Raw genomic sequence first — 26,377 nt, 5'->3', positions numbered from 1 at the left:
AGGCATTAGAACTCATCATCTGCTACGAGTTTTGAGATTTTATCATAAAGATCGCGGGCATGTTCAAGCAAAGGGCCCGGCTTACTTTTAGAAGATTTTCCAAGACCAAAGATACGGGCAATTGCAGTTTTAGACTCGCTGAGTTTTTTCATTCTAAGCTGCATGTCATCCTGCTGACCATATTTGTATTCCAGAAGGCCGCACAAATAAACAACGCCATCCCAGCCGTAGTTTTTATCGATATCAGGGCCCATATTTCCTAAAGAAGAAGAAGCTTCTGTTTTATCTGTTTCGCAATACAAAGACTGCTGATAAAAGAAAAGAGCCTTGCTGTAAAAAACTTTTGAAATGATATCAAAATTATGATCCGAGCACAGTAAATCCATATCATGAGTAAGCCATGCAAGACGAAGTGAAATGATTCCTTTTTTAAGGGTCGGAGTCATATAGGCGCCAAGATTATCATAAGTCAAAAGGGCCAGATAATACATTGCAGCGCCGTCATAAAGCGTACGCTCGTGCTTGAGGCTGAAATATGGGAAGATTGTTTCTACTTTTTCTTTTCTTTCTCTTGCTTTTGAATAAAGAATGTCTGTATCTTCTTTCTGAAACTTCTCTTTAAAATCACTCCAATACATGGCAGAAAAGCAGTTTGGACAGGCTCCGATTTCATAAATCATAGGGAAAACACGGCCATATTTTGCAGAAGGTTCAAAATTTCTGTGAAGTTCGTCCGTAAGCTTTCCGGCAATCATTCGTCCGTTACCGCTTCGCATAATTTCGCGGGAAAATGCCTTTTTACATACCGGGCAGATAATCTTATCTTTAGAAAAATACGAAAGAGAAAGTTTTTTTGCTTCTTTAATTACAGCCATATTCCTTCATTTTCCTCTGCATCAGTTTTTGTATCAGTTTCTATTACTACAAAAGCAAGCGCATATTCTTTTTCATGACTCAAGGATACATGAATATTATACCCCAAGCCGGCTTTTTCTTCCAAAAGTTTTTTTGCACTGCCCTGAACATTCAAAAAAGGCTTTCCCAGCTGGTCCTTTGTGATAAAGACATCTTTCAGGTCAAAGGCAATGCCAGTTCCAATCGCTTTTGCAAAAGCTTCCTTTGCGGCAAAACGTACCGCATAGTGCTGACAGCGGGCGCCTTCACTACCGCCATCCATAATTTCGGCAGAATTAAAAAAACGCATGAACATTTGTGGATTTTTTACCCATTTTTCAAAACGGCGGACTTCAGCAATATCAGTTCCGATTCCAAAAATCATACTGCACCACCGGAAAAATCAATAGCATTTACAGCATCATTTGCCTTTGGGACTTCCTTAAAATCTTCTTTCTGTTCGGAGTTTTCAGGAATTACGTCAACCTGAACTGTAACAACCTCATTTGATTTTTCCATAATCAAAAATGATTTAGGGATATTAAAAACAAGAGGAATATCATAAATGCCAGGTTCTGTAATCTTACTCAAATCAGCAGTTACGGCATTGATTGCCGGAGAATATTTTTCAAGATTGAGCATTGAACCTTTTAATTTAATGCTTACAGAAGGAATTTCCTTTACAAGGGTAAGTCTTTTATTAAGATGAACAGGAAGAACTGCAACTTCATCAAAAACTTTTTCCAAATCACTTGGTTTGACAGTAACTGTAACCTTATATGGCCCCTTATCAACAACATCAAGCAGTTTGTTTACTGACATATATTCAGCTTCAGTTGAAAAATCCCTGATAGCATTTGAAACGAGAACCTTTGTCGTCTCAATTTCTTCAAGTTTATTAACGATTGATTCAGAACCGATTACTTCGGCATAAGAAGGCACGACTTCGACATTGGAAACTTCATAACCGTGTGCAACTTCACCCACAAGGGTCGGTTTAATTTTTACAAATCTTGCCTTCTTTATTTCAATTTTTGTAGAAATCACTTCCGGCACAACCTTAATTTCCATAGGATCAAATTCCATAAGACGGTCAGAAACTTTGATTTTAACAGGAAGGTCATAATTTCCCACTTCAGTTATGCTGTCTAAATCAAGAAAGGCAGTAATATCAGACGTATTTATTACATTGATTGCCGCAGCTTTTGCCCTGACCACAACACTTACAGAAGAAGGAAGCTGGGAAACGTGAGAAACCATTCCATTTTCAATGATATTAAGAGGAACAACAAAAGATTTTTTTTCTACAAGAGAAATCTGATGAAAAACGTAAAGGAAAATAGCCAGTAAAAAGCAGATGATTTTTGCAGGCCACTTGTCCATGACTTTTTCAATCAATTGTCTGATGCTCATCTACGGTGTCCTCCATATTTTTTTCTTCAGGAGTGATATCCAGAAGATTTTCAAGAATCTTACGGATTTCACTTGTTGAAAGGTCATAGTTTAATTTTGAATCGTAAGCAAGGCTGAGGGCGCCGGTCTCTTCAGAAACGACAAGAACAACCGCATCCGAAACTTCAGAAAGTCCCAGAGCCGCTCGGTGACGGGTACCGAAAGTCTTTTTGATTGTGTAGTTTTCACTTGTCGGCAAAAAACAGCCGGCCGCAAGAAGTTTTCCAGACTGGATGAAGCAGGCACCGTCATGCAGGGAAGTATCTTTTCCAAAAATTGTCATTAAAAGGCTGGAAGAAAGGTCAGCATTAAGCTTTGTTCCTGTCTGCATGATATTATCAAGCTTTGTGTGGCGGACAAAAACTGCCAGCATACCGCGTTTCTGCTTTGAAAGCATTTCTGCCGCAATCAAAACGGCTTCGATATATGTATGTTTTGAACGGTTACCAAAAGAAAACCAGCTGGACTGGCCCATTTTCAAAAAGAGTTTTCGGATTTCAGGCTGGAAGATTACCGCAAATGCGATGATAAGAACCGGGGCAAGGGTATTTAAAAGCCAGAGGATTGTCCTCAAATCAAGCAGGATTGCAACGCCAAAGGAAACTGCAACAATTACCGCTGCCTTAAGAATCTGAATGGAATTAGTCTTTGCAATAAAGTCGTAAACCTTAAAAAGCAAAAAAGTCAGAAGCCCTATATCAAGAATAGGACGGATAAAGTCATAGATATGTAAAAGCCTGTCAATTCCAACCATAAATATATTATAGATGAAAATAAGAGATAAATAAAGTTGATAAAAAGAAAATTGAAAGATTTTTATAGAAGAGAGTTTACGGCCTTTTCAATGTCTTTTACGCTCAAGCCTGCCATTTCAAGAACATCTGAGCGGGAACCGTGACTGTAATATTTATCTTCAAAAGCAAGAATTCGAGTTTTATTGTATTTATTTTCACTAAGAATGCCAGAAAGGTGCTCGCTTATTCCGCCGATTTTTACTCCGTCTTCAACAAAAACAACCCCGGCATAAGACTTAGCCATTTCTGTAAAGGCAGCTTCATCAAAAGGCTTGATAAAGCGAAGAACCAAAATATCAGCATATCCCCCGCTAAGAATAACTGAACGAACAGCCTTCTGAACTTCTGAATACATGCCGCCAGTTGTAACGATAAGAACCTTCTTTTTGCGGGATAAAAGCTCTTTTTCCGTGATATTTTCAACTACAAATTCTGTGCATGGAACAAAAATTCCCTTTCCAGCTTCCACTGGACTTGAAAACTCTTCGATTTCTGTAGGACAGGAAAGTTTTGGATAGCGGATTACAAAGGCGCCTTTATTATTAAGAGCGTAGTTAAAACAGAGGCGAAGATCATTTTCGCTGCAAGGAGACAAAATCTGAACATTTGGAACCGGGCGAAAAAGGGCAATATCAAAACAGCCCTGGTGGGTTACACCGTCATTCGGGACTGCCCCTGCCCTGTCCAGCATAAAAATTACGTGAAGCTTCTGCAAGGAAACGTCGTGGATAAGCTGGTCGACGGCACGCTGAATAAAAGTAGAATAAATGCAGACAACAGGAATCATGCCGCCGGCAGCAAGTCCGCCTGCAAAGGTAACTGCGTGCTCTTCAGCAATTCCAACATCAAAGAAACGGTCAGGGAAACGGTGAGAAAAGGCTGTAAGGCCAGTTCCCTTTGCCATGGCAGCTGTAATTGCGGCAATTTTCTTATTATTTTCTGCCGCCTCTACAATCATATTTCCAAAAGCTTCCGTAAAGCTTGTAGTATCAAATTTTTCTACGGTTCCGTCGCTGGTCTGGAAAGGTCCAACTCCGTGGAAAACATCCGGTTTATTTTCTGCAGGACTGTAGCCCTTTCCTTTTTTTGTAATTACGTGAACGACAACCGGCTGATGCAGTCTTGAAACCCGGCGGAATACCTTTTCAAGTTCCTTTTCGTTGTGGCCGTCAATCGGACCTGTATATTCAAAACCAAGTTCAACAAAGAGATTGTTTGCAAAAAAGAGACCTTTAATTGCCCGCTTAAAACGGAAAATAAGTTTTTCAAGGAAACGGTTAAAAAAAGGAATATGAGTAACGATTTTATCGATTATATTTCTAAATGACTGATATTTTATGGATGCCGTCATGCGGCTGAGATAGCGAGACAAGGCTCCAGTATTGTGGTCAATCGACATCTGATTATCATTCAGTACGACAATCAGATCATTGCAAAGCTGACCTGCATGGCTCAAGCCTTCAAAGGCCATACCGCCGGTAAGGGCGCCGTCACCAATAACAGCAATAACCTTCCCTTCCTGGCCGGAAATCCTTCTGGCTGTCAGAAGTCCCAGGGCGCTCGAAATTGATGTTGAAGAATGTCCGTTAATAAAAAAATCGTGTTCACTTTCTTCGCTGTTGGTAAAGCCTGAAAGTCCGCCTCTTGTACGGATTGTGCTGAACTGCTGATAACGCCCCGTAAGAAGCTTATGTGTATAGCACTGGTGGCTTACATCCCAGATAATTGCATCACGAGGGCTGTTAAAAACTCTGTGAAGGGCAATTGTAAGTTCTACAACACCAAGATTACTGGCAAGATGACCGCCGTTTTTTCCGACAACATCAATAATTGTCTTACGGCACTCTTTTGCCAGCTGAGTAAGCTCTTTTTGAGAGAAATCTTTTATGTCTGCAGGTGATTTTATATCTGGAAGCAGCATCCTGTATTAATTCCGAAAAAAAAGACCGCCTAGTATAAAACTAATGCGGTCCATCTGACACAAGTCTCGACTAAGCCGTTCTAATTATGAACTCTTATGTCGATTACGTCTAAGCATCTTCTTTCGCTTATGTGTCGCCATCTTCTGGCGCTTTCTTTTCTTTCCACAAGGCATGAGGTGGCACTCCTACTTTATAAAGTGTTCTTATTATTACAGAATCACGCTTTTAGGTCAATAGAAAAACCAGCCTCTCGGGCAAAATTCCCTACCAAACCTGCAATATTCTGTAAATCCTTATCAGTATTATTATAGCTGATTACGATACTTTCTGGAATATCCCGAATGTAGGTATACTGCTTTTTTGCGTATTTACAGGAATCGTGCTTGATTGCTTCCCGGATTTTTTCCTTAGTCCAGCCCTCTTCAAAAAACTCCGAATACCCGATCGCCTTCATGCCGGGACTATCTTTTGTGTAGCCTGCTTTTATAAGAGCTGCAACTTCTTCTTCAAGCCCAGCCTCATACATCATATCTACCCGCTGGCGGATACGTTCATAAAGGACATCCCGGGGAGGCTCTAAAACCAGAAACAAAAACTTATACTGCTCGCGAAGTTTATTTTCCAGAACGCAGTCAGAAAGCTTTTTTCCTGTCGTGTAAAAGACTTCAAGTGCGCGGCAAATTCTGTAGGCGTCGTTCACATGGATTTTAGCGGCGCTTTGGGGGTCTACAGTCTCTAATTCCGCATACAAGGCCTGGTTCCCTTCTTCAGCTATCCTTTCCTTTAAGCGGCTGCGTATCTTTTCATCTGATTTGGGAGTCTTTGGAAGTCCGAATAAAAAGTTTCTGATATAAAAGCCTGTTCCCCCGCAGACAACAGGAAGTTTTCCCCGCGAATATATATCACGGCATACAGCATCAGCCTGCTCTACAAAATCTGCTACAGAAAACTGTACGTCAGGGGTAACTAAATCAATAAGATGATGGGGAATTTCCAGGCAAAATTCAGGCTCAGGCTTGGCAGTTCCAATATCCATTCCCTTGTAAACAGCCTGGGAATCTGCGCTTATGATTTCTGCATTTAAAATAAAATGACTGCCCTTCCCGGAAAATAATTCTCGGGTCAAGGCAGTCTTTCCAGAAGCTGTAGGTGCAAAAATCACTACTACAGGAATATGTCTTCCAGACAAGCTTTCAGACATTAAAATTAGTCCTTGTGCTCAATACGATATGTTACTCTTTTGTTAAAGAGCTGTTTTGCCGCAGCACAAACATCTTTATCCTGATTAGCTTCAATTTCAGGGTCGTTTACACGAGCCATCTGATAAGCACGTCGGCTAGCAGCCACTGTGATTTCATAAATATTGTCTTTGAACTCAACTAACTTTTCCAATGGAAATACCATTACCTACCCCCAAAATGAATTATTATTATAGTGATTTTATTCGTAAAAATCAATATTATTCTTATATGAACCGTTCCTATTCAGACTCAGCAACCGTAATTTCTCTCAAGCCTCTTGGCGAAAACAATCAGTCTGTTACCCTGCTCACTAAATCAAAAGGAATAGTTTATGCAACCCTTTACGGAGGACCTAAGAGCAGGCTGCGTTCCCTTGTAAGTCAGTGGCACAGCGGAACTATCTTCCTCTACGATAATCCCGAAAAAAATCAGATTAAGATAAGTGACTTTGACGTAAAAAACTATCACGTATCTTTTGGGGAAAATCTTTTTAAGAACTATGCCGCAAGCCTGGCCTGTGAACTTGCCATTAAAACCCGCTGCGCCGGAAGCCCCGAAAACTGCTGGCATCTGATAAACGGATTTCTGGACGGGCTTGAGCTTGCAAATGAAGATCAGGGGCATGTAGGCTTAATCAGATTTTTGTGGCGCTTTCTTGCCATCTTAGGCCTTCAGCCGGAGGTTCACTGCTGCGGCCACTGCGGAAAATCTTTTTTAGAGCCCCTACTTACACCTGACAGTAAAACCTATTATAATATTATGGAAAACAGTTTTATCTGTGCAGATTGTTTTTCCCAGGGGAATGCCGGCCAGAACTTTGTTTTTTCACTTGAACTTTCTGCCTTACGGTATTTAACGGGCATTACGGTTTTGGAGCCGGCAGAAGCAAGAAAACTTAAAATTGACAGGCAGGAATACAATCAGCTTAAGGAACTTGTATTTTTCCTTATAGAAAATGCAGCGGGAACTAAGCTTAATACAATTGAAATTGGTGTGGGAATTTTATAAATCATGACTGAATGGACAAAAAAAAGTGTTACAAAGCAGCAGATTGAGCCGCTCTGCAATAATTATAATATTGACCAGATTTTAGCTTCAATTTTTGTAAGACGGGGAATCACTTCCGGACAAGATATCCTTTACTTTTTGGAAAAGGATTTACGCTTCCAGCACGAGCCTTTTTTGCTTCCCAATATGGAAGATGCCGTTGAACGCATTTTGCAGGCCGAAGAAGAAGGTGAAAAAGTTCTGATTTTTGGCGACAGTGATGCAGACGGTGTTACAAGTACCGCCATTCTTTATGATTACCTTAAAAGCCGTAATATTGACGTCAGCTGGCGGGTTCCCCTTGAAGAAGAAGCTTATGGTCTTTCAATAGAAGCCGTAGATAATTTCTATAATCAGAACGGAAGCCTTATCATTACAGTTGACTGCGGCATTTCCTGCTTTGAAGAAGTCCGCCACGCAAACCAGCTTGGAATTGATGTTATTATTACTGACCATCACAACCCTCAGGAAGAAGTTCCTGAAGCAAGCGTTATCGTAAATCCTAAGCTTAGTGAATCTGAATATCCTTTTAAGGACATTTCCGGCGCGGCGGTTGCCTATAAGCTTGTAAGCGCCCTTAGATTTGCTCATACAGACTTTTACAATTCGGAAATTACAATCATAGAAATTAATCAGGATGAAAATGAAGAAGCCCTTTTAATAGACTGCCTTAAAATCAAAAATCTTGTAAAGCACAAGGAGCTTCACGAAAAACTGATTTTAGGAAAGACTTCAATTTACAATACAAGACTGATTTCCTTTTTGCAGGGACAGCTTTTATACGCCTGGGATTCTCAGGCTGTAAGAAATCAGCTTCAGGCTATGTTTGGAAGCGGCATTGATTTTATGATTAATGACCTTCGCTCAGAAATTGCAAAAGTCATTCCGCAGATAAGAAATAAAAGCTCACAGGAACTTACAAAACTTTCCTCTATTGCAAAATACCTTCAGACTCAGAGCGGAACTTTAGACAGCATCTACAATCTTTATGTTACTTACTGTAAAAAACTGATTTCTCAAAAGCATCCTGAATTCATTCAGGGGGAAACAAGAGATTTGCAGCTTGTAGGCCTTGCAGCCCTGGCAGACATTATGCCGATGAAAAATGAAAACCGCATCTTTGTAAATAACTGTCTGGCCTCAATTCAGAAAAATAAAACCCGCGAAGGCTTATCTGAACTTTTTTCTAAATCCCGTATTATTGCAGACGTGGCAACTTCAATTGACCTTTCATGGAACATTATTCCAGCAATAAATGCTGCCGGCCGCCTTGGAAAACCTGACGTTGCAATCAATCTTCTTTTGAGCCAGAATCCAAAGGAAAGGGAAAATCTTGCAGATAAAATCCTGCAGCTTAATGAAGAGAGAAAAACTCTTGTTCAGAACGCAAGCTTTAAAGTATCTGACGAGGCAAAAAAAAGCATTGCAGAGCACAATAATAACTTCTGCGTGGTAGTCAGCGAAGAAATTCAGAGCGGACTCACAGGTCTTTTTGCAGCAAAGCTTATGAGTGATTTTGGAGTGCCGTCTTTCGCCATCACTTTCAATAAAGATATCTGCATAGGCTCTGTAAGAAGTAAAAGAGGCTTTATTGCAACAGATTTTCTTGATAAAATGGGCGGCTTTTTCTTAAATCACGGCGGCCACAATTATGCGGCAGGCTTCAGCTTTGAAAAAGAAAAGCTTCCTCAGTTTTTGAACTATCTGAAAAACGCTTCAAAAAGCATTCAGCTTACAAATGACCAGCCGGAATATGAAATTGATGCAGAAATTCCATCCGGTTATCTGACTCCTGATATTTTCAAGCTTGTAGATATTTTTGAGCCTTACGGGAATGAAAACGCAGAGCTTCTTTTTATGACAAAAAATGCAAAAATCTGCGATGCAATGCTTGTAGGAAAAAAAGAACCTCTTCACCTTAAACTGACCTTTGACTTTGGAAAGTACAAATTTCCTGCAATGTTCTGGGGTCAGGGGGAAAGAATAAAAAAAGATATCACTATAGGCCAGTCTTATGATATACTTTATTCATTAAACAGAAATTATTTTAATGGAACAGTAACAAATCAGATGGTTATAAAAGAGCTGCAACTTTCCAAAAACGGAAACTAAGCCAGACAGTAATCGGGGGCAATAAAAAAATGAAATTAAAAATGATAAAAAAACTTCTTGCACTTGCGGCAATTTTTACAGCTTTTCCTCTTTTTTCAGAGAGCGCAAGTTTTCAGTCTGAAAATTATACAATCAACGTAAAATACAATAATGAAGTAAGCCCGGGTCACGCAGTTTTTGTAAGGATGAATGTAATTCCTGCAAAAAACATTAAAAAACAGGCCGGCGGACTTAAGGCAGAACTTCAGCTTTTAAATCTTGGAAAAAAACTTGAAACTTCTCCTTTCTATCAGATAAATCCTAAGAAAAACAGAAATTCCTGGGAAATGCTTAGCGGGGTTCCAGTTACAATCTGGAATGACAGCGAACAGCCTTATCAGGTAAAGGTTGTCTTCAGTTTTAACGGAGAAAAGCCTCAGGAATTCATTTTGCCGACAGTATTCAAGGCTTATACCTTTGAAAAAGAAGACATTCCTCTTAATCAGGCAAACACTGACATCAGAACCGATACAAGCGCCGAAAGAATGGCCCAGATTGAAAAACTGAATAACATATTCTTTTCAACCTCTTATCAGGCTGTTTACCAGACAAAACCATTTACATCTCCAACAGATTCTACACGTTACACAGCCCGCTGCGGAGACAGAAGAACCTTCATCTATGCCAACGGAAAAAAATCTACGACACTTCACTTTGGAAATGATTACGGAATTCCGACCGGAAGCGATGTAAAATCCTGTGCAGAAGGAAAGGTTGTTCTTGCAGAAAACAGAATTACAACCGGCTGGAGCATTGTCATTGAACATCTTCCAGGCCTTTACAGCGTCTACTACCATCTCAGCGAACTTGGCGTATCAGAAGGCGACATGGTAAAGCAGGGCCAGCTTATTGGAAAATCTGGAGCAACAGGACTTGCAACAGGACCGCATCTTCACTGGGAAATGCGTCTGAACGGCAGCGCAATTGTTCCTGAATTCTTTTTAAGAGACTTTACTTTTGAAGCTGAATAAGAGGATTTAATTCTAAGGATTTGCTTTTTGGTTATTGATAAAGCTTATATAAAAGCAAAAATCGCGTTTTTTATTCCCGTAATAATTGTGTTTTACATTATTTACTGGGGATTTACCCTTTCTAAGGTCTATACTGCGGCAAAATCAATCCCGGACTCCACAGAAAAAGAACTTTTAAGAATAAACATATTCGGAAACAGCCAGCGTGAAGGAGAAAACACCGTAAGCGCAACCTTTTCCCTAATTGATTCCAGCGGCAGCGAAACAGCCGTTATCGAGCGTTCCTGGGTGGGAAACTATCTTACAGTTGATTTTTACAAGGTTTCAATAAACAAAAAGATTTTCTATTTTCCGGCAGAAATCTCTTCCAAAGATCAGATATTCGATGGAAACAGACGCAGAAAAGGAACAAGTCTTTCCCGCTATTATGATGAAAACGGACAGTGCATGCTTTTAGGCTTTGCTTCTACCAAAAAGCAGAGGCACAAGCTTTATGATATTTCTTCCTTTGCAAACGGAAGCCTTAAGGTTCCCCGCTTTTATTCTGTAAAAAAAATCGGAATGGATCTTTCTTTCTGCAGAACCGGAGTTTATTATTCTATCAGGGTAGAAAAGGACGGGAACTTAAAGCTGGCTCCTCTATAAATCTATAGATTAAAAGAGCTCCATAAACTGCTTTTCATCAATAACAGGGATTCCAAGTTTTGCAGCCTTTACGTTTTTACTTGATCCGCTTGAAGTATCATTTGTAACAAGATAGCTCAAGTCTTTTGTAACTGAAGATTTAATTGAACCGCCGTTATCCTTTACAAGCTTTTCTGCATCTGCGCGCTTCATTGAAAGTTCGCCTGTAAAACAGAAAGATTTACCTGCAAGCTTTCCGCCGCCAGCTTCTTCTATTGTAATGATACCATCGTTTACAAGGGCAAGCATTTCTTCGCGGTTTTCTGCAAGGCCTTCTGTAATTATTCTGGCTGTAATTTCTGCAAAACCATACACAGAAGCAATCTGGTCTGTACTTGCATTAAGCATTTTTTCAAGAGTTTCAAAGCCGCTTGAGGCAAGCTTTTCTGCGAGAGTTTCGCCAAAACCTTCTATATCAAAACCTGCAAGAAAAACAGGAAGCTTCATTTTGCGGTGATTTTGAATAGAAACATATACCTTTTCGGCCCCCAGGGACTTTTTTTCAGCTTCTATGCTTTCTTCATTCAAAAAGTAAGGGACAAGCTGCTCGACTGTAAGCTTATAAATATCAGTAATTGAAGTTAGAAGTCCGTCATTAAAAAGCGATGTAATTAAAGTTTCACCCAAGTCGCGGATATCAACGACATTCTGCCACTTTAAAAGCTGGTGAAGTACTCGCTTTTTACAATCCTTATTCGGACAGAAAAGTCTGCTGCCTTCATCCAAAAGCTTGCTTCCGCAAACCTCGCAGGTACAAGGGAAAACAACCTCAGTCTCTTCCGAAGGATTTTCAGAAGGAACAACCGACATGATTTTTGGAATTATTTCACCACGCTTTACGACAACTACATGACTGCCGATTTTTACGCCAAGCTGCCGCATTGTGTCAGGGTTTGCAAGACTTGCCCGCTGTACTTTAGTTCCGTTGAGTTCAACTTCATCAAAAATAGCAACCGGGGTATAGGTTCCGCCGTTTTTACTCCATTCAACCTGGCGCAGAATAGAAACTGCTTCTTCAAGGCTGAACTTAAAGGCAATCTGACGGTCCGGGCGGTTACGGAAGGCATCATCAAGATTAATTGACCTTTCCTTTACGACAAGTCCGTCTATATCATATGGAATGGAAGCCTTACGTTCTTCCATTATTTTTTCACGGTATTTTATGACGTCTTCTGCAGTGTGGCAGATCTCAAGGCGTACAGTCTGGAAGCCACATTTCTTAAGAAAGGAGATTTTCTCCTGCTCATCATTAAAATAATTTTTTCCCCTAGTTTCGAGCGCATCATAAACAATAAGATTAAGAAACTCACTTCCTTCTCCATCCTTACGCTTCATAAGGCCGTTCGCAGCATTACGGCAGTTAGCCTTATCAGAAAAATGATTTTTGTGAACTTCGTGGGTCATAATTACTTCGCCACGGATTCCACCTGTAAAACTTATTTTTTCATCGTCAATTATGAGTTGAGACTTTACTCCGCCCATTTTTCGCGCGTTGGCCGTAATGTCATCCCCTATAACGCCATCCCCGCGCGTAACTGCCCTTACAAGCTTTCCTTCCTCATACTGAAGTTCCAGCGAAGCACCGTCCAGCTTGTATTCTACAAGGTATTCATCGTATACGTGCTTTTTAGCCCATGCGAGGAACTGCTCAGGGTCAGCGGCCTTTTCCTGACTGCCCATCGGCATTACGTGGCGGATTTTTGCAAAATTTCCGCTGTCTGCACCTACCTTTTGCAAGATGGCATTGTCTGGATCAAGAGCTTTCAGCTCATCCCAGAGCTTATCAAATTCAGCATCAGAAATTTCAGCCTCGCCGTTATAATAAGAGGCCTGATATTTTTTTATGAGCTTTTCAAGCTCCTTAATGCGGGAGTTTTTTTTAGCCAGCTCGTCAAGTTCAGAATTATCAAATAAGTCCATTTAGATTTTCTCAAAGAAAAGTTCAGTAATAGGTCTGTCAGCTGCAAGGCCCTTGCGTTCAAACTTAGTCTGTTTTCGCCACTTCTGAGGCTCTGCAAAACCGTCGTATTTATTTTTCAGCAATTTTGTTTCATTCAGTTCTTCAAGGGCAAATTCAGCATATTCAAGCCAGTCTGTTACAAAATAAAGGTAGCCGCCCTTAGAAAGCTTCTGGGCAAAAAGATCTGTGCGGGGACGCTGAAGCATTCTGCGCTTGTGGTGCTTCTTCTTTGGCCATGGATCAGGGAAGAAGATATGAAAGCCGTTAATAGAGTTATCAGCAATCATTTCACGAAGCACTTCAACTGCATCATATTCAATAATAAAAAGATTTTTCAAATCACGCTTCTGGATTTCGTTTAAAAGCTTTCCGACGCCAGGGCGGTGAACTTCAATTCCAAGATAATTGATGTCAGGATTTGCTTCTGCCAGGTCTGCAGTTGCATCACCCATTCCAAATCCAATTTCAATGATTACAGGATTTGTGTTTCCAAAAATATCAACAAAGTTCAGTTGTTTTTTTTCAAAAGGAATGCACCAGCGGGGAGAAAGTTCACTATAAGCCTTCTCCTGGGCTGCAGTCATACGTCCGATTCTAAGGACATAAGTCTTAATTTCACGCTTAAGACCTTCAATTGTATTTTCATTTTCCATATTAATACCCATAAATTTAATCGTTTTCGTCAGGAACTACAAGTTCTTTCGGCAAAATACATATCACAGTATTGTCTTTAGTCTGCCAGATTACATTAAAATAATTTGCCTTTGAATAAACATTCCATATTTTTCTGGATGAAGAAAGATTATCCTTAAGGTCTCCGTAATATAAAAGGCTGTGACTTTCATCATAAATTGCGATTTTCTTTACGGCACCCAGGCTCTTCATTTTTTCTTCAACTTCAGAGGCCTTCAAATTATAAAAGCTGGAATCATAATTAAAATCAAAAACTTCCTCTGCCTCTTTTTCGTCCGCGTTCTGAATTAAAATCCTGTAGGAATCAAGAGGAAAAGGCTCGTTTTTCTGCATCAAAAAATTAGTATAGCCTGTCCAGAATTTGTCCCCGGATTTAAAACGAAGCGGCGACTGGGCATTCCAGATAAAGCCGTCCTTTTTGGTTGAAAGCTGCAGAAGTCCGCTTCTTCTGCTGTCTGAATCTGATTCAACAAAGGCGCAGAGTCTTGCGGAAGGAAGATTTTCTTCATCTGAATATTCAAAAACAACCGTCATTTCTGACTGATTTATATCCAGAGAATTCTGAGCGCAGGAAATAAATAAAAGAGCTGCTGAAAAAATTGAGAAAAGTTTACTGGAGCGTCGTATGTGATAGTCCATGCTAGAAGTTAAAGTTCAAATTGATGACGGTAAGTTCACTTGCAGAGAACTGATTTACCAGAGATTCGAACTTTACGTTTACCTTTTTGCAGGCATCATCAAGATAAGAAAGGTAGTACAAGCCCAAATCCGTTCCTTCCTGCCCTTCCGGCAAATCTCGGTAGAAGTCTATAAGGGTTCGTTTTTCTGTATTAGATGATTTAGCTGTTTCAATGTTTTCCTTTACTTCCTGAAACTCATCGTCCTTGTTGTAAAGGGTAATGGAAAGTCTTCCCTGTTTACCGATAGAAGTTGAACCACCGCCCAGCTTCCAGCTAAGGAATACAAGTTCGTGCTTTCGCTGAAGTTCCTGAACGATTTTTGCACGGATTTCAGGGTCGTAAATAAGGGCATCAATATCCTTGATTCCGTGATACATATTTTTTGCTTCTTTACGGATATTGGTATTTTCGTTGTTGAGGGCAAGCTCCATCACCATTACCGAAATATATTCAGCAACCTTTGATTTTTCCATGTACTGGCTCAAAATATTACGGATTGCAATATACATTTCGTTTGCGCCTTCATTTTTTGCAAACAAAGTGATGATATACCAGTTCATAAGACCAAGACGGTTCATAAACTTTTCACTCATCAAAAGATAGATGTTCTTTTCCTCTGATGAAAATTCAGCGTTGCCCATTACAGCCTTCCATACCGGCTCAAGAATCTGGCGGCGTGTAGTCTGAATGATATTTTCTTTATTAGAAAGAATTGCGCGAAGCTGTCTTTCGCTCATTTCTGTTCTTTCATCAATCAAATGAGTAGGATTTGCGCGGTTATGCTTTCTTACACAGTCACACTGAATAAGGGCTGAATAAACTTCGCGGTCAAACTGCTTGTAAAGGATAGAGAAAACGATAACCTTTGAAAGGTCCATTACTTCCTGGCGTGAAGAAACAAATTCAGACATGGAAATTTCTATTTTAGAAATGTAATCAACTAAAATCATGCTCTGAATTGACTGAGGAGAAAATTTGTTTAATGAAATACCGTATTCTTCAATGTTATCTGCAAGTTTAAAACGAAGAAGCTTTTTATTATGACTAATAAAATTTGAAGCGCCATCTTCAGTCAATATAACCTTCAGCGGTAATTCAAGTATAAATTTTTTGTCAGACGCCATAATCCACCCAAAAAGTAACTTTTTATCCTATTAAAATTATAACCTATTGGACTTGCATTGTAAACATAAAATTCTTAAACTGAATTTGCATGAAATTCAAAAAAACAGCATTTTTTCTTACACTTCTGCTTTCTCATCTGTTTTTTACAAACCTGTCTGCACAGGAGCTGCAAAAAACTCCGACAGGAAGCCATTTATGCCTGTCTTTTTTTGAATTCCTTTCAGATAATAATTTTAAGCCGCAAGCCCAGCCGCTTTTAAATTATAACCAGAATGACTTTCCCTACAATATTTATATAGAAAATATCGGCAGATACTCCAATTCTGAAAACCTTGAAAATGTACTTTTTGTATTTGAAATGCAAAGCGCCTATGAAAAAAGGGAAATTATCAGGCAATTCATCAATTATCTGAAAATAACAGACCTTACCTGTAATCCAACCATTCTTTTTGCTTATGGCGAAGTCCCGAAATTTGAAAAGCCGGGCATGATTTATGGAACTGACGTTTTCCTGGATGACTTCTACTTTGAGGATGATTTTACGGCAGTTTTAATAGACCTTGATTCGCCAAAAACAAAAATCAGTTCTTCAAGCAATCAGATTATTGCGCCGGGTAATCTTATAAAAAACTGCCTTAATGCATTTTTAAAGAATAAGCTTCCCGTCACAAACCGCTTTATTTTTTTAAGCCAACTATATAGGCTTTCTTTCCAGCAGGACCGCAGGCTTGATTCTTTTTTTGAAAAGGATATTCCTGCCATTAAAATTGATTTTGACAGTCAGCTTGACCAGAAAATTATTCTTTCTACCCTGACTGATATGGTAAAGGATTTTTCAAACTTTAACTGGGACCAGCACTTTATCCTTTATAATTTATTCGGAAGCTTTCACATTCTGACAGAAAAGCACATCCTTACAATCCTTTTTATTGTAATTTTTACTCTTCTGCTTTTTATTTTTGTATTCGGCTATATCAATTCCTTCATTAAATTTGAAGCCTGGAAAAAAATCCGCTATGTCTGGTATGCGGCTCCGATTACCTTCGTTTTAATTGCCGCAGGTCTTGAGATGGGAAAAGGCCTTTTTTACCTTTTTAATCCGCAAACTGAATTCGGAAAGATTTTCCTTTTATTATGTCTTCAGCTTTCTTTTGCCGTTGTTTTGACTTCCTTCTTTTACTATTTTCTTTCGTTTTTAAATCATAAGTTTACAGAGCGCTCGGTTGATTATCTTGTTCTTCTTTCAACTTTTATTAATCAGTCCTTTTTTGCTTTTTTTGACATCTCGCTTTTCCCTATGTTCCTTTTGATTTTCCTGGCAGCCTTTTCTGCTATCTTTTACAGAAAATTCTTTTCACATCTATATCTCTTTTTCATTCTGATTCTCCTTCTCTTTCCTTATACATTTTCTTTTTTGGGAAGCTTTGAGAGTTCACAGATACTGTCATTTTTACTTGGCACAAAAGTTTACCAGTTCTCCCTTGCCTTGATTTTTACCCCAGTTTTACTTTTGTACCTTCGCATTGTGATAAAATTCCGCCAGACTCATCCTCAGAAGCGAAGCCTTGCCCTTTTTGTAATCGTTTATGCAGTTTCCATCATCTTTACTCAGACAGAAATCTGCCTTATCTCTGTTCCGCTCAGAAATAAATCTGTTACAAAAACTCAAATGCCGGTCGTCATTTCTTCCGATAATGAATTGATCAAACTTACTCATACAGATAAAGTGGTATTTGACGATATTATCAGGACAATTAATATTACTCTTTCTCAAAAGCCGGAACTTTGCGACGTTCAGCTTTTCAGTCCTAATTCCCAGTCATTAAAATATTCTGATTATGATTTTGAAGTCATAAACGCTACGACTTCCCACTTCTTAATTCCGCAAAATCCTCCGCAGAATCTTACCTTTACCTACGGAACCACAGAAGAGCCGGGTTTTGTAAAAATAACGGTTATCTTCCCGACAGATGAAGAAAACACCTACATTCGACAGGAAAAAATCTTTGCTGTAAGCGAGGCAGAATGAGCGGAATTCCAGTAACTGCCTCAACCTGGTTTTTACATGTTGATTTAGACGCTTTTTTTGCCTCTGTTGAACAGCTTGATCATCCTGAATACCGGGGAAAACCGGTAATTGTAGGCGGAAATCCCAATAAAAAGCGCAGTGTTGTTTCAACAGCCTCTTATGAAGCAAGAAAATTCGGAGTACATTCTGCCATGCCGGGCTTTCAGGCCTTCCAGCTCTGCCCTCAGGGAATATTCCTTAACCCCAGAATGGAACGCTATGAAGAAATTTCCTATAAAATAATGCAGATTTTTAAGGATTATTCTCCGGATGTTGAGCAGATGTCCATTGATGAAGCTTTCATTGACCTTACAGGAACTGAAAAGCTTTTCGGGCAGCCCTGGGAAACGGCAAAAAAGATAAAAGAACGGGTAAAAAAAGAAACAGGACTTACAGTCAGCATAGGACTTGCAAGAACCAAATACCTTGCAAAAATTGCTTCCGGCTACAATAAACCGGATGGATTTTATTTTGTTGAAGCCGGGCTTGAAAGCGAGCAGAAGTTTATGAAAGCCCTTCCCCTGAACAAGGTATGGGGAATCGGGGCAAAATCGCTGGAGGCCCTGAACAAGGGCGGAATCTATACAACTTCAGATATATTACTGCGCGATTACGAGACGCTGGAATTTCAGTTCGGAAAAAATACTGCCGCCTTTTTGTGGGATGTGATGACGGCTGGGGGCGCTGGCGTTTTTAAGAGGGAGCGCAAGAGCCATTCTATAAGTGCGGAGCGGACTTTCCCTGTGGATTTAACGGACGCGTATGCCGCGGAGACGGCGCTAATGGAACTTTCCCATGAAGTTTTATTCCGTCTTTTGCGGGAAGAAAGCTATTCGCGAACTGCAATGGTAAAAATCCGCTATAACGACTTCAGCACAATAACAGTCCAGAAAACCTGCGATACAAACATCCTCACCCTCGATTCTCTTTTTGAAGTTGTAAAAGGCCTTTTTGAAAAAAAATACACAGAAGGCAGCGGGATAAGACTTTTGGGAGTTGGAGTAGAAAACGTAACGAAGGAAGAAAAGCCACTTCAGCTGACATTATTCCAGGACGGAAATGAAAAAAAGCAGGCGGTAGAAAAAGCCATCCTGAAACTTGAAAAAAAACATCCTGAAATCCGGGTGCAGAAGGCGCGGACCTTAAAGGCTGTTTTACTTGCGGTAATGCTGGGGGCAGCAGGCAGCAGGCAGGTGGCTTTTTCTCAGACTCACACTTCCGTTACAGAAGGCGGTGCAGGAGCCATGCTTCCTGACGTATTTCCGTCTGAGGTAATAAATAAAAATCCCGATACCCTTTATTTCTGGGATTTAAGCGATAAAAATCATGTAGATTTTTCCCTCAAGGGCTACTGGCAGGGACTTTTTGAAGAAAGTCTTTTATGGTCTTTTGGCGGAAGTGATGATTCGGGGCAGGATTCAGGCAGCCAGAGTTTTTCGCCGGGAACGCCTGTTTTTAAGCAGGCAGTAGATTTAACAGCCCTTGTAAAACTGAATAACACCTGGTATTTTGAGGCAAGTTTTGCCGACGAGTTCAAGAAAAACACCTATGCCGTAACTTATAAAGGAAAAGGCTATCTTCGCGAGGCCCGCCTTTCCAACCGAAAGATTTTTATGCAGAGCGAATATTCTGCAGAATATTTTGGTTACGGCTTAAAAGGCGGAGACAATCAGGCTCCTGGACTTTCCCTTCATTTTGAAGATTTTCTGGACGGACGCTGGGCAGCAGATTTTATTCTGCGATATGACATGACAAAAACAAAAACGGCAACCTTCTACGGAATGAACAGCGTCACCGACGTAAATATTGCTCCTTCAGATTACATGAGGGGCAGCCGCTTTGTTTTCCCGGACTCAGTTAAATCACTTCTTCCCAACATAAAGGATATTTACGTTCAGTCTGATTCCGGAACCTACACAGATAAAAGTAAAAGGAAATATAAAAAGCTTTCAAACGCAGATTATCTTATTGTTGAATCACAAAGTCAGATTATTTTTTCTACAAGCGCAAATACAGGCCGGGTAAACGGAAAGGTGCCGGAAATCCTTGTTACTTTTAATTCGGCTGCAGATATAACTTCAATTGTAACAGCAACTGGAAACTATTCACAAGAAACAACATTTGCAGGACAAGTAAAAAAATATTTTAATACCTATGCAGAAATTCCTCTTGAAAATTATGCTCTCGCAGACGACCAGCTGAAAACTGAAATCGAAGGCAGCCCTGCCCTCATAATTCAGCATCCGGTAAAACTTACTCCTTACCTCTGCGCAAATTATTACGATCTTGGAATCACAAAAGAAGCTGACATTTCCGTTATTTACAAAAATACAGAAAAAGAAGCAAAAGAATACAATATTGAAGAAATTCTGGAAACATTTTCTGCAGTAAAGGACGATTTTTTTGCAGTAAATCATAAATATGCAAGGGTAACGACAGAATCTGCCATAGCGGCAAATACTTCGCTTCAGCTGGCAGAAAACCGTTTTCCTTTTGCCAGGGAAAATCCAGAAGTTTACCTTAATATAAGCACAGGAAATGACATCACTATTCTTGTGCGCTCTTATTCCCCTGTTTCTGAAATCTTAATAGGAACAGCAGCCGCAGGTGGAACTGTCCAGGTCTACAAAAACGGTATTCTTGATTCCGGCGCAAAATATTATTCAGATACAGGAAAGGTCGTGCCTTCCGGCAGCATTGGAAACACCGACAAAATCTACATCATCTGGCAGGAAGACAGCAGCAATTTTGGAAGCGGCTCAGTTTCTTCGGGGGCCGGCTTTGTTTATAACTTTACAGAAAAACTCCGCGGAGACCTGGCTCTTACCGCCACCTGGCCCGTAAGCATTCAGGAAAAATACTCTGTTCAGGACAACCTTAAAAACGGCTTTGCAGCTCTTTCCGGCGGTGTTAAATACAGAGGAGAAAATCTTAGCCTTACAGAACAGCTTGCGGCCAGCATAAACACACAGAATGCAGCAGGAAAGCTTTTAGTCAGCGAACAAAAAAATTTCGTTCCGGAAAATTATTATCTTTCCAGCACCGCAGGCTATACGACAAAGGCAGAACCAGTCTTAAACTGGAGCGGAGATACTGGAAGTGCAAGGCAGCTTTTTCAGACTACAAACGGAACAATCCTAAAACACGGAGGAGAAAGCGACTCTAAGGGCTATAAAATTCCCCTCGCCTGGGATTTTTCTTCCATTTCAAGCGATGCGTGGGCAGCGGTAGACGTAAAGCTTTCTGGCGTAATAAGTTCTGCAAGTGAAATGCAGATTCAGCTGACTCCAGATTTTAATCCTAAAAATACGGACAGCTATGAAGTTTATCTTCAGCTTGGCGTAAAAGCAGAAAGCGACTTTAGCGGCGAAGACAGTGACTCTGTATCAACCTGGAAACTGACAGGAAATGATGATAAAACAATCACGGGGCTTAATCTTTTATCAAAAAATCCTCAGAACATCAAAATCAGGCTTTATGACCAAGACCGGGCAAAACTCTCTTCAAACCACGACGCCCGCCTCATTATTGTTCAGACTTCCTCTGCAAAAACTATTGGCGATGAAAAGGGTAAAATCTACTTCGGCACTTACAAGCCCTACCTCCAGAGCATATACACCAAGCACGCATCAGATCTTTATGTAAATACTACTAGCGATAAAACATCTTCCCCTTCTGCAGACCAGCTTGCAAAAAAAGAAAATTATTCTTCAATTATTCACTGGAAATACATAAAAGACGCAGCCACAATTACAAGTTCAGATGATACAAAAATCACCGCTATAAATTATTTTGAAGCTGCAGATTTTTCAAATTACGGCGAAATTGATTTTGACTTTGCCTATATTAAATCATCAGAAACAGAAGCTTCTTCTTCCTACACAGCTTCAAATGAAGGAATGACATTTTATCTTGAAAATACAACAAAAGCAGATTCCCCTGCTGTAAAGCTTGTAATTCACAATTTACAGAATTATATTTCCTCAAGCCTCACCTGGAACAGGCTTTCCATTAACCTTTCAAATAAAGAAATCAGCCTTAATGGCATCAGCTTAAATACAAATGATTATGAACTTGACATTAATTCAAAAATTATCCCTTCAAGACAGAGGATAGTTTTTGACACTTACTCAAACGGAAAAATTATCACAGAAGGCTCTTTCTATGTAGATAACCTGTATTTTTCGGAGTCGGCGCTAAATCTTACCGCCCATAACCACACAAAGCTGGAATTAAAAAAAGATGGCGATATTCTTGCCACTTACAATGACGAAGGCGAAAAATCCTTTTCCGTAATAAAAAACGCATCTTTTTCCGTTGATTCAAGTCAGACAGGAAGTCAGGCAATAGCAAATGCGCCTAAAGATTCTGCAAAACAGGGAGCGGTTACTTCCACAGCCCAGGGAGCAGTAACAGTAAGCGGCGTAGAGCTTTCTGCAGACGCGTCTCTTTCAACTTCATCAAATGCTACGGACTACACTTTATTTAAAAACGCCGGCCACTCAATAAAAAGCGACATCGAAACTCAAAAAATTGTGGGCTTTGAAGAAACTTACCGCTTTAACAACGATGACAAAAACTTAAAAAAGCAGAACTCCCTTTCACTCGACCTTACAGAGCTTAAAGTTCCTGTAAAAGTAAGTGCAGAAACAAAAGCCCAGAATTCCTGGTCAACTCAAACTCAAAATTCCGCCCTGTCACTGAACTTCAAGCCTTGGATTTTGGACTTTACGGAAAAGGCCGAGTTCTCACAAAAGATAAACACAAAAAAGGCGGCCTCAAAAACTTTCAATACAAATAATTATTTTGAAGGCTGGCGTGAAATTTCAGAATTTGAATTCTCAAGCGGAGAAGAATATGCCATCTATAAATCAGAAAAATACACTTCAAAGGCAGGCGCCTCACTTCCTCTCCTGAATCTAAAACCTGATCTTACTTACGAAATCCAGGGAACTTCATCTTCTTCAAATGACAGCCTCTTTTCCGACTCAGAAGGTTTTATTTTCCAGCTTCCTTTCCAGCTGAGTTCAAACAACTTTAAGTTTACTCTTTCAAAATATGCCTCTGGAACAGAAAATGATTCAGATATAAACGGCACTTACTTTGATGACACAAACAAGCTCTTTTCCAGGCAAAATGAACGGGCTTACATGTATAAATCCCTGCCCTTCTATGATTTATTCCAGAAAGATTTAGACTCGCAGATTCAAAATGAAAAAAAAGCTTCGGTACAAAAGCTTGCCTACACGACAAAATATCAGACCTTCTGGAGCCGCCGCCTTTTCAACACTCCAAAAGACCTTTTAATTCCGTCATCCGCAAGTTTTGCAGTCAGCAGAGACCTGACAGTCTCTTCAAAAACCAGCGACGTCTACCAGTACCGGGCAACACTTACAAACAATTCAATAAATAATTTCGGCAGGGAAAGCTTCCACCCTATTTTCAACTGGTACAATCAGGACGAAGTAATTTCAAGCCTTACAGGAATCGTAAAAGTGCCGTCTGGAGCCCCGGAAAACATCACCTATCTTTTAGCATATTATGCCCAGCTTTTGTTTTACATCGACAACAAAAACACCCTTAAAACCGCGCTTGACACTTCGATTGAAACAAATCTTGATTACAGTGCCAAAACAACCCTTATCTGGCAGCATGAAGGAAAAACAACGCCGGTCGTAGAAATTGCAAAGCTTATCTCAAAAAGAGCCGCAGAAACGGAATTCGGCATTTCAAGAAAGGAAACGGTAAACTTCCAGATTTCAAAATCCGGAAAAGTGAAAAAACAGGTTTACTCCTACTCTCATCTTGTTGAAGCAAAATTCCTGAAATATTTCACGATGAGCACAGGAATTGGAATTGATTTTAATTATTACAGCAATCTGCCAAACACCCTTGCAATCAAGTTCAGCATCGGCGGAAAGGCAGAGTTCTAATTATTGCAAAGGCGCAAAATAACCGGTTTCGTCGCGGCCGCTTCTGTTCAAAAGATAAACTTCAATTTCTGCCGGAATATATTTTTCACCAAGGTTTGAAGTCTGCATTGAAACATAGTTGAGCTGATAGATTCCCTGTGGACTTTCAATAATTTCCTTTACGACGTTTCCAAGTCCTTCTTCCCGGTAAACATAGTACATATCACCGTTTGTATTTTCGCTGATATAGCTTACTTCCGAACTTGGAGAGCCCTGAGTTACCTGAATCACAGAAAAGAGGATTGAATTATTGCACATATAGGCTGTAAGCTCAGAAAGATTGTAGCTTTCAAAGCTGAGGGCATTTTCAGAACCGCCGGAAATAAAGATGATGGCGCGTTTCTTTGCCGCATTAATCAAATCATTGCTTGAAAGGCGAAGTGCCAGGTCAAGAGCGACAGTATCAGAAACAGGATTTTTAAGGGCATCCAGGCTGAAGTTACGTGCCCCGAAAGGACTTCCAATATATTCTGTAACAGGAATCTTTCCTGCCGTCACAATACGAAGGACTCCCTGTTCCTTCATGCTTTCTGCAATCTCCCGGACTGCCATTTCAATTTCAGTTTTATGACGAAGGCTTTCTACAGAACGTTCAATTACAAGAGTAATGTCAGCATCTGTATTGTTTGAAGCAGCTCCCAAAAACTTCATGTTCTGAACCGGCTGCTTGTTTTCAGAAATATAGAAATTCTGTTCCTGCAAGCCGACAAGAGGCTGGCGGTGGCGGTTTTCTACACGAACTTCCAGAGTAACTTCCGGGAATTTTGAAGCGTCAATCTGTTCAATCTGAACAAAAAGTCCGCCCACAAGCTCGGAAAGCTTTGACATTACATAAACTTCGTTGGCAGTATAATCAGACACGACAAGATTTTCGTTTACGTCCGGAGAAGCTGTTGTAACGCGGGACGGCGCATTTCCCGTCTTTACGTACTCAAAAAGCGATCCGGTCTGCGGATTTACCGCGATAACTTTATTCTGGTCGCAGATTACAAGCATCTTATTCCAGACTCTTATGGCTTCCGGCTTTTTGAAAGTCTTTTTTTCAACAAGCTCGCGAATAAAGTTTCCTGCGCGGTCAAACTCATAAATAGATCCGCTAATGGAATCAGCAACAAAAACCGAATCCTCCAGCACGCAAATGCCGGTAGGTCCCTTCAGGCCTTCAAAATAAGCAGATTTTGTTCCAAAGAAATAAAGAGGATTTCCTTCACGGTCAAAAACATCAACACGGCGGTTACCAAAATCAGTGACATAAATGCGGGAAAGCTGGTCAAGTGAAAGATACTGAGGTCCCACAAGTCCGCCAAGCTCCCTTCCCTTCTGCCCGATATACTTTATGAAACGACCGTTTGAATTCAAAAGGGAAATTCTGTTTCCAGCGCTTTCACTTACCAGAAGATTTCCGTCACTCATGCGTATAATATCGCTAGGACGGTCAAAACCGTTTATAGGCCCCGTAATTCTGTCAATTACAGAACCGTTCTGATTCATAAGCAGAAGATTATTTGTATTATAGGCCGCAATCCAGAAAGTTCCGTCATAGTTTGGAAGAACAGAAACAGGACCTGAATAAATCATATTCCCGTTAAATTCCCCCGGATAACTTCCAGCCTCAGAAAGCCGCATAAGATTTTCGTTTGTATCACCAGTTACGCGGCGCTCACGTACAACTTCAATTTTATTTGCCAGTAAGATTCCACCGTATCCGTTATCCTGTGCCGACTGCCAGTAAGAAAGTGCCGAACCTTCAAGTCCAGTTTTGTAGTAAGATTTTCCAAGCCAGTCCAGAATCAGGCTGTCGTTAGGCATAAAAGAAAGAGCCTTTTCAAACTGAATTATAGCCTCGTTAAATGCTCCCTTGTAATAAGCCTGAACACCCCTGCGGAATTCCTCTGAAGCAAATCCTTCCGAAGCGGTTCGAATTCTGTCTTCAGGAACAGTCATTCCCGCATCAGAGGTAATATTCTGCGCAAAAAGAGAAGAAGATATTAAAAAACAAACTAAAAGTAAACTTTTTTTCATCAGTATTTACGTCCCGCAAGCATCAGATCCTTCATGTGTCTTGCAATTTCTTCGTTATCTCCGTCAATTTTTTCTGCCTGAGTAAGATAATTTTTTGCATCATCATAAAGGCCAAGCTTGTAATAAACATATCCCAGAGAATCAAGACAGGCAGCCGATTTTGGCGCGCTCTTTACAGCCTGCTTGCAAAGGCTCAAGGCCCGGGTTAAATCCTTTTCTGTACAGGCAAGCACATAGCCAAGCCCGTTGAGCGAAGTAATATTATCAGGATCATTTTCAAGAGATTTTTCGTAGTATGAAAGGCATTTTTCAGTATCATTCTGTTCCCAGGCAACAAAAGCAATTGCCGCATAAACAGAAGCAGGCTTATAGCCGGTCTCCAGAAGCTTTCCAAGCTCAAAATCTGCCAGGCGCTTACGGCCGGAAAGGGCGTAAATCACTGCAAGAAGGAAACGGCACTGAAGTACACGGTCAAGCTGTCCGCCGGAAGTAACCACCTGCTCCAAGAACAAAAGGGCTTCATCATAATTCTGAAGTTTTGTGTAGCAGAGACCTAAAAAATAGGCAACTTCCATTTTGTCAACGGCAGAATCAGACGGAAGAGAAAGAAAAAACGCCAGGGCATCGGAATAATTACCCTCGTTATAAAGCTTAATGCCTTCTTTTAAAATATTCTCAGCCATTTTTTCCTCCCAAAAAAA

19 protein-coding genes are annotated in these 26,377 nt (G+C 40.3%); 6 read left to right on the top strand and 13 right to left on the bottom strand.

The features are described 5' to 3' along the window. Positions 1 to 5: 5 nt before the first annotated feature. From T530_RS0101005 to T530_RS0100975, 7 genes are all read right to left on the bottom strand, one after another. Positions 6 to 875 (bottom strand): DUF2225 domain-containing protein, encoded by an 870-nt coding sequence (locus T530_RS0101005; RefSeq protein WP_027727398.1) that lies wholly within the window; start codon positions 873 to 875, stop codon positions 6 to 8. Beyond that, a complete protein-coding gene (acpS, locus tag T530_RS0101000; RefSeq protein WP_027727397.1) occupies positions 866 to 1,279 on the bottom strand; it encodes a holo-ACP synthase in 414 nt (137 codons plus the stop codon). The genes T530_RS0101005 and acpS overlap by 10 nt, the downstream gene beginning before the upstream one ends. Beyond that, complete coding sequence (locus tag T530_RS0100995; protein WP_027727396.1) at positions 1,276 to 2,307, bottom strand: YbbR-like domain-containing protein; 1,032 nt, start codon at positions 2,305 to 2,307, stop codon at positions 1,276 to 1,278. Before T530_RS0100995 ends, acpS begins: the two co-directional genes overlap by 4 nt. After that, entirely contained in the window at positions 2,285 to 3,100 is an 816-nt protein-coding gene (gene cdaA, locus T530_RS0100990) for a diadenylate cyclase CdaA (protein WP_027727395.1), read from the bottom strand. Before cdaA ends, T530_RS0100995 begins: the two co-directional genes overlap by 23 nt. A gap of 62 nt (positions 3,101 to 3,162) precedes the next feature. Then, a complete protein-coding gene (gene dxs / locus T530_RS0100985) occupies positions 3,163 to 5,061 on the bottom strand; it encodes a 1-deoxy-D-xylulose-5-phosphate synthase (RefSeq protein WP_027727394.1) in 1,899 nt (632 codons plus the stop codon). Between the two features lie 218 nt (positions 5,062 to 5,279). Beyond that, on the bottom strand, positions 5,280 to 6,263 hold the full coding sequence (gene miaA / locus T530_RS13185) for a tRNA (adenosine(37)-N6)-dimethylallyltransferase MiaA (RefSeq protein WP_038073229.1): 984 nt from the start codon (positions 6,261 to 6,263) through the stop codon (positions 5,280 to 5,282). 5 nt (positions 6,264 to 6,268) lie between these two features. Next, complete coding sequence (locus T530_RS0100975; protein WP_009105325.1) at positions 6,269 to 6,466, bottom strand: DNA-directed RNA polymerase subunit omega; 198 nt, start codon at positions 6,464 to 6,466, stop codon at positions 6,269 to 6,271. A 65-nt stretch (positions 6,467 to 6,531) separates the two neighbouring features. Here T530_RS0100975 and recO point away from each other — a divergent pair, with 65 nt between their 5' ends. The 4 genes from recO to T530_RS0100955 all read left to right on the top strand — a co-directional run bounded on the left by recO (position 6,532) and on the right by T530_RS0100955 (position 11,117). Further along, entirely contained in the window at positions 6,532 to 7,311 is a 780-nt protein-coding gene (gene recO / locus T530_RS0100970; protein WP_197018223.1) for a DNA repair protein RecO, read from the top strand. 3 nt (positions 7,312 to 7,314) lie between these two features. Next, positions 7,315 to 9,462, top strand: coding sequence for a single-stranded-DNA-specific exonuclease RecJ (recJ, locus tag T530_RS0100965; protein ID WP_027727392.1), 2,148 nt, complete (start codon positions 7,315 to 7,317; stop codon positions 9,460 to 9,462). A 29-nt stretch (positions 9,463 to 9,491) separates the two neighbouring features. Beyond that, positions 9,492 to 10,472: a M23 family metallopeptidase gene (locus T530_RS13180; RefSeq protein ID WP_051537708.1), complete on the top strand. Its 981-nt coding sequence runs from the start codon at positions 9,492 to 9,494 to the stop codon at positions 10,470 to 10,472. A gap of 87 nt (positions 10,473 to 10,559) precedes the next feature. Then, positions 10,560 to 11,117 (top strand): hypothetical protein, encoded by a 558-nt coding sequence (locus T530_RS0100955; protein WP_156011476.1) that lies wholly within the window; start codon positions 10,560 to 10,562, stop codon positions 11,115 to 11,117. Between the two features lie 9 nt (positions 11,118 to 11,126). On the opposite strand, the gene ligA is transcribed toward T530_RS0100955, so the two are convergent. From ligA to T530_RS0100935, 4 genes are read right to left on the bottom strand one after another with little or no spacing between them, the layout of a single operon-like run. Continuing rightward, positions 11,127 to 13,076 (bottom strand): NAD-dependent DNA ligase LigA, encoded by a 1,950-nt coding sequence (ligA, locus tag T530_RS0100950; RefSeq protein WP_051537707.1) that lies wholly within the window; start codon positions 13,074 to 13,076, stop codon positions 11,127 to 11,129. Next, positions 13,077 to 13,781: a tRNA (guanosine(46)-N7)-methyltransferase TrmB gene (gene trmB / locus T530_RS0100945; RefSeq protein WP_051537705.1), complete on the bottom strand. Its 705-nt coding sequence runs from the start codon at positions 13,779 to 13,781 to the stop codon at positions 13,077 to 13,079. It lies immediately after the preceding gene. Positions 13,782 to 13,785: 4 nt separating this feature from the next. Beyond that, the gene (locus T530_RS0100940) at positions 13,786 to 14,448 is read right to left on the bottom strand and encodes a hypothetical protein (RefSeq protein ID WP_027727388.1); all 663 of its coding nucleotides are present in this window, start codon (positions 14,446 to 14,448) and stop codon (positions 13,786 to 13,788) included. A 1-nt stretch (position 14,449) separates the two neighbouring features. Continuing rightward, positions 14,450 to 15,613, bottom strand: a complete 1,164-nt coding sequence (locus T530_RS0100935; protein ID WP_009105306.1) for a hypothetical protein — start codon at positions 15,611 to 15,613, stop codon at positions 14,450 to 14,452. Between the two features lie 89 nt (positions 15,614 to 15,702). Between T530_RS0100935 and T530_RS0100930 the strand changes: the two genes are divergently transcribed. Both T530_RS0100930 and dinB read left to right on the top strand, forming a co-directional pair. Then, on the top strand, positions 15,703 to 17,643 hold the full coding sequence (locus tag T530_RS0100930; protein WP_027727386.1) for a hypothetical protein: 1,941 nt from the start codon (positions 15,703 to 15,705) through the stop codon (positions 17,641 to 17,643). After that, positions 17,640 to 23,615: a DNA polymerase IV gene (dinB, locus tag T530_RS15355; protein WP_081773633.1), complete on the top strand. Its 5,976-nt coding sequence runs from the start codon at positions 17,640 to 17,642 to the stop codon at positions 23,613 to 23,615. The genes T530_RS0100930 and dinB overlap by 4 nt, the downstream gene beginning before the upstream one ends. Here dinB and T530_RS0100920 read toward each other — a convergent pair whose 3' ends face one another. Further along, complete coding sequence (locus tag T530_RS0100920) at positions 23,616 to 25,676, bottom strand: hypothetical protein (protein ID WP_027727385.1); 2,061 nt, start codon at positions 25,674 to 25,676, stop codon at positions 23,616 to 23,618. After that, positions 25,676 to 26,359 carry a lipopolysaccharide assembly protein LapB gene (locus T530_RS0100915; protein ID WP_027727384.1) on the bottom strand — a complete coding sequence of 228 codons (684 nt, stop codon included), beginning with the start codon at positions 26,357 to 26,359 and terminating at the stop codon, positions 25,676 to 25,678. The genes T530_RS0100920 and T530_RS0100915 overlap by 1 nt, the downstream gene beginning before the upstream one ends. Positions 26,360 to 26,377 lie beyond the last annotated feature (18 nt).

The sequence above is a fragment of the Treponema sp. C6A8 genome (assembly GCF_000619925.1).
GTDB lineage: Bacteria > Spirochaetota > Spirochaetia > Treponematales > Treponemataceae > Treponema_D.
This window is presented reverse-complemented; position numbering and strand designations above follow the sequence as displayed.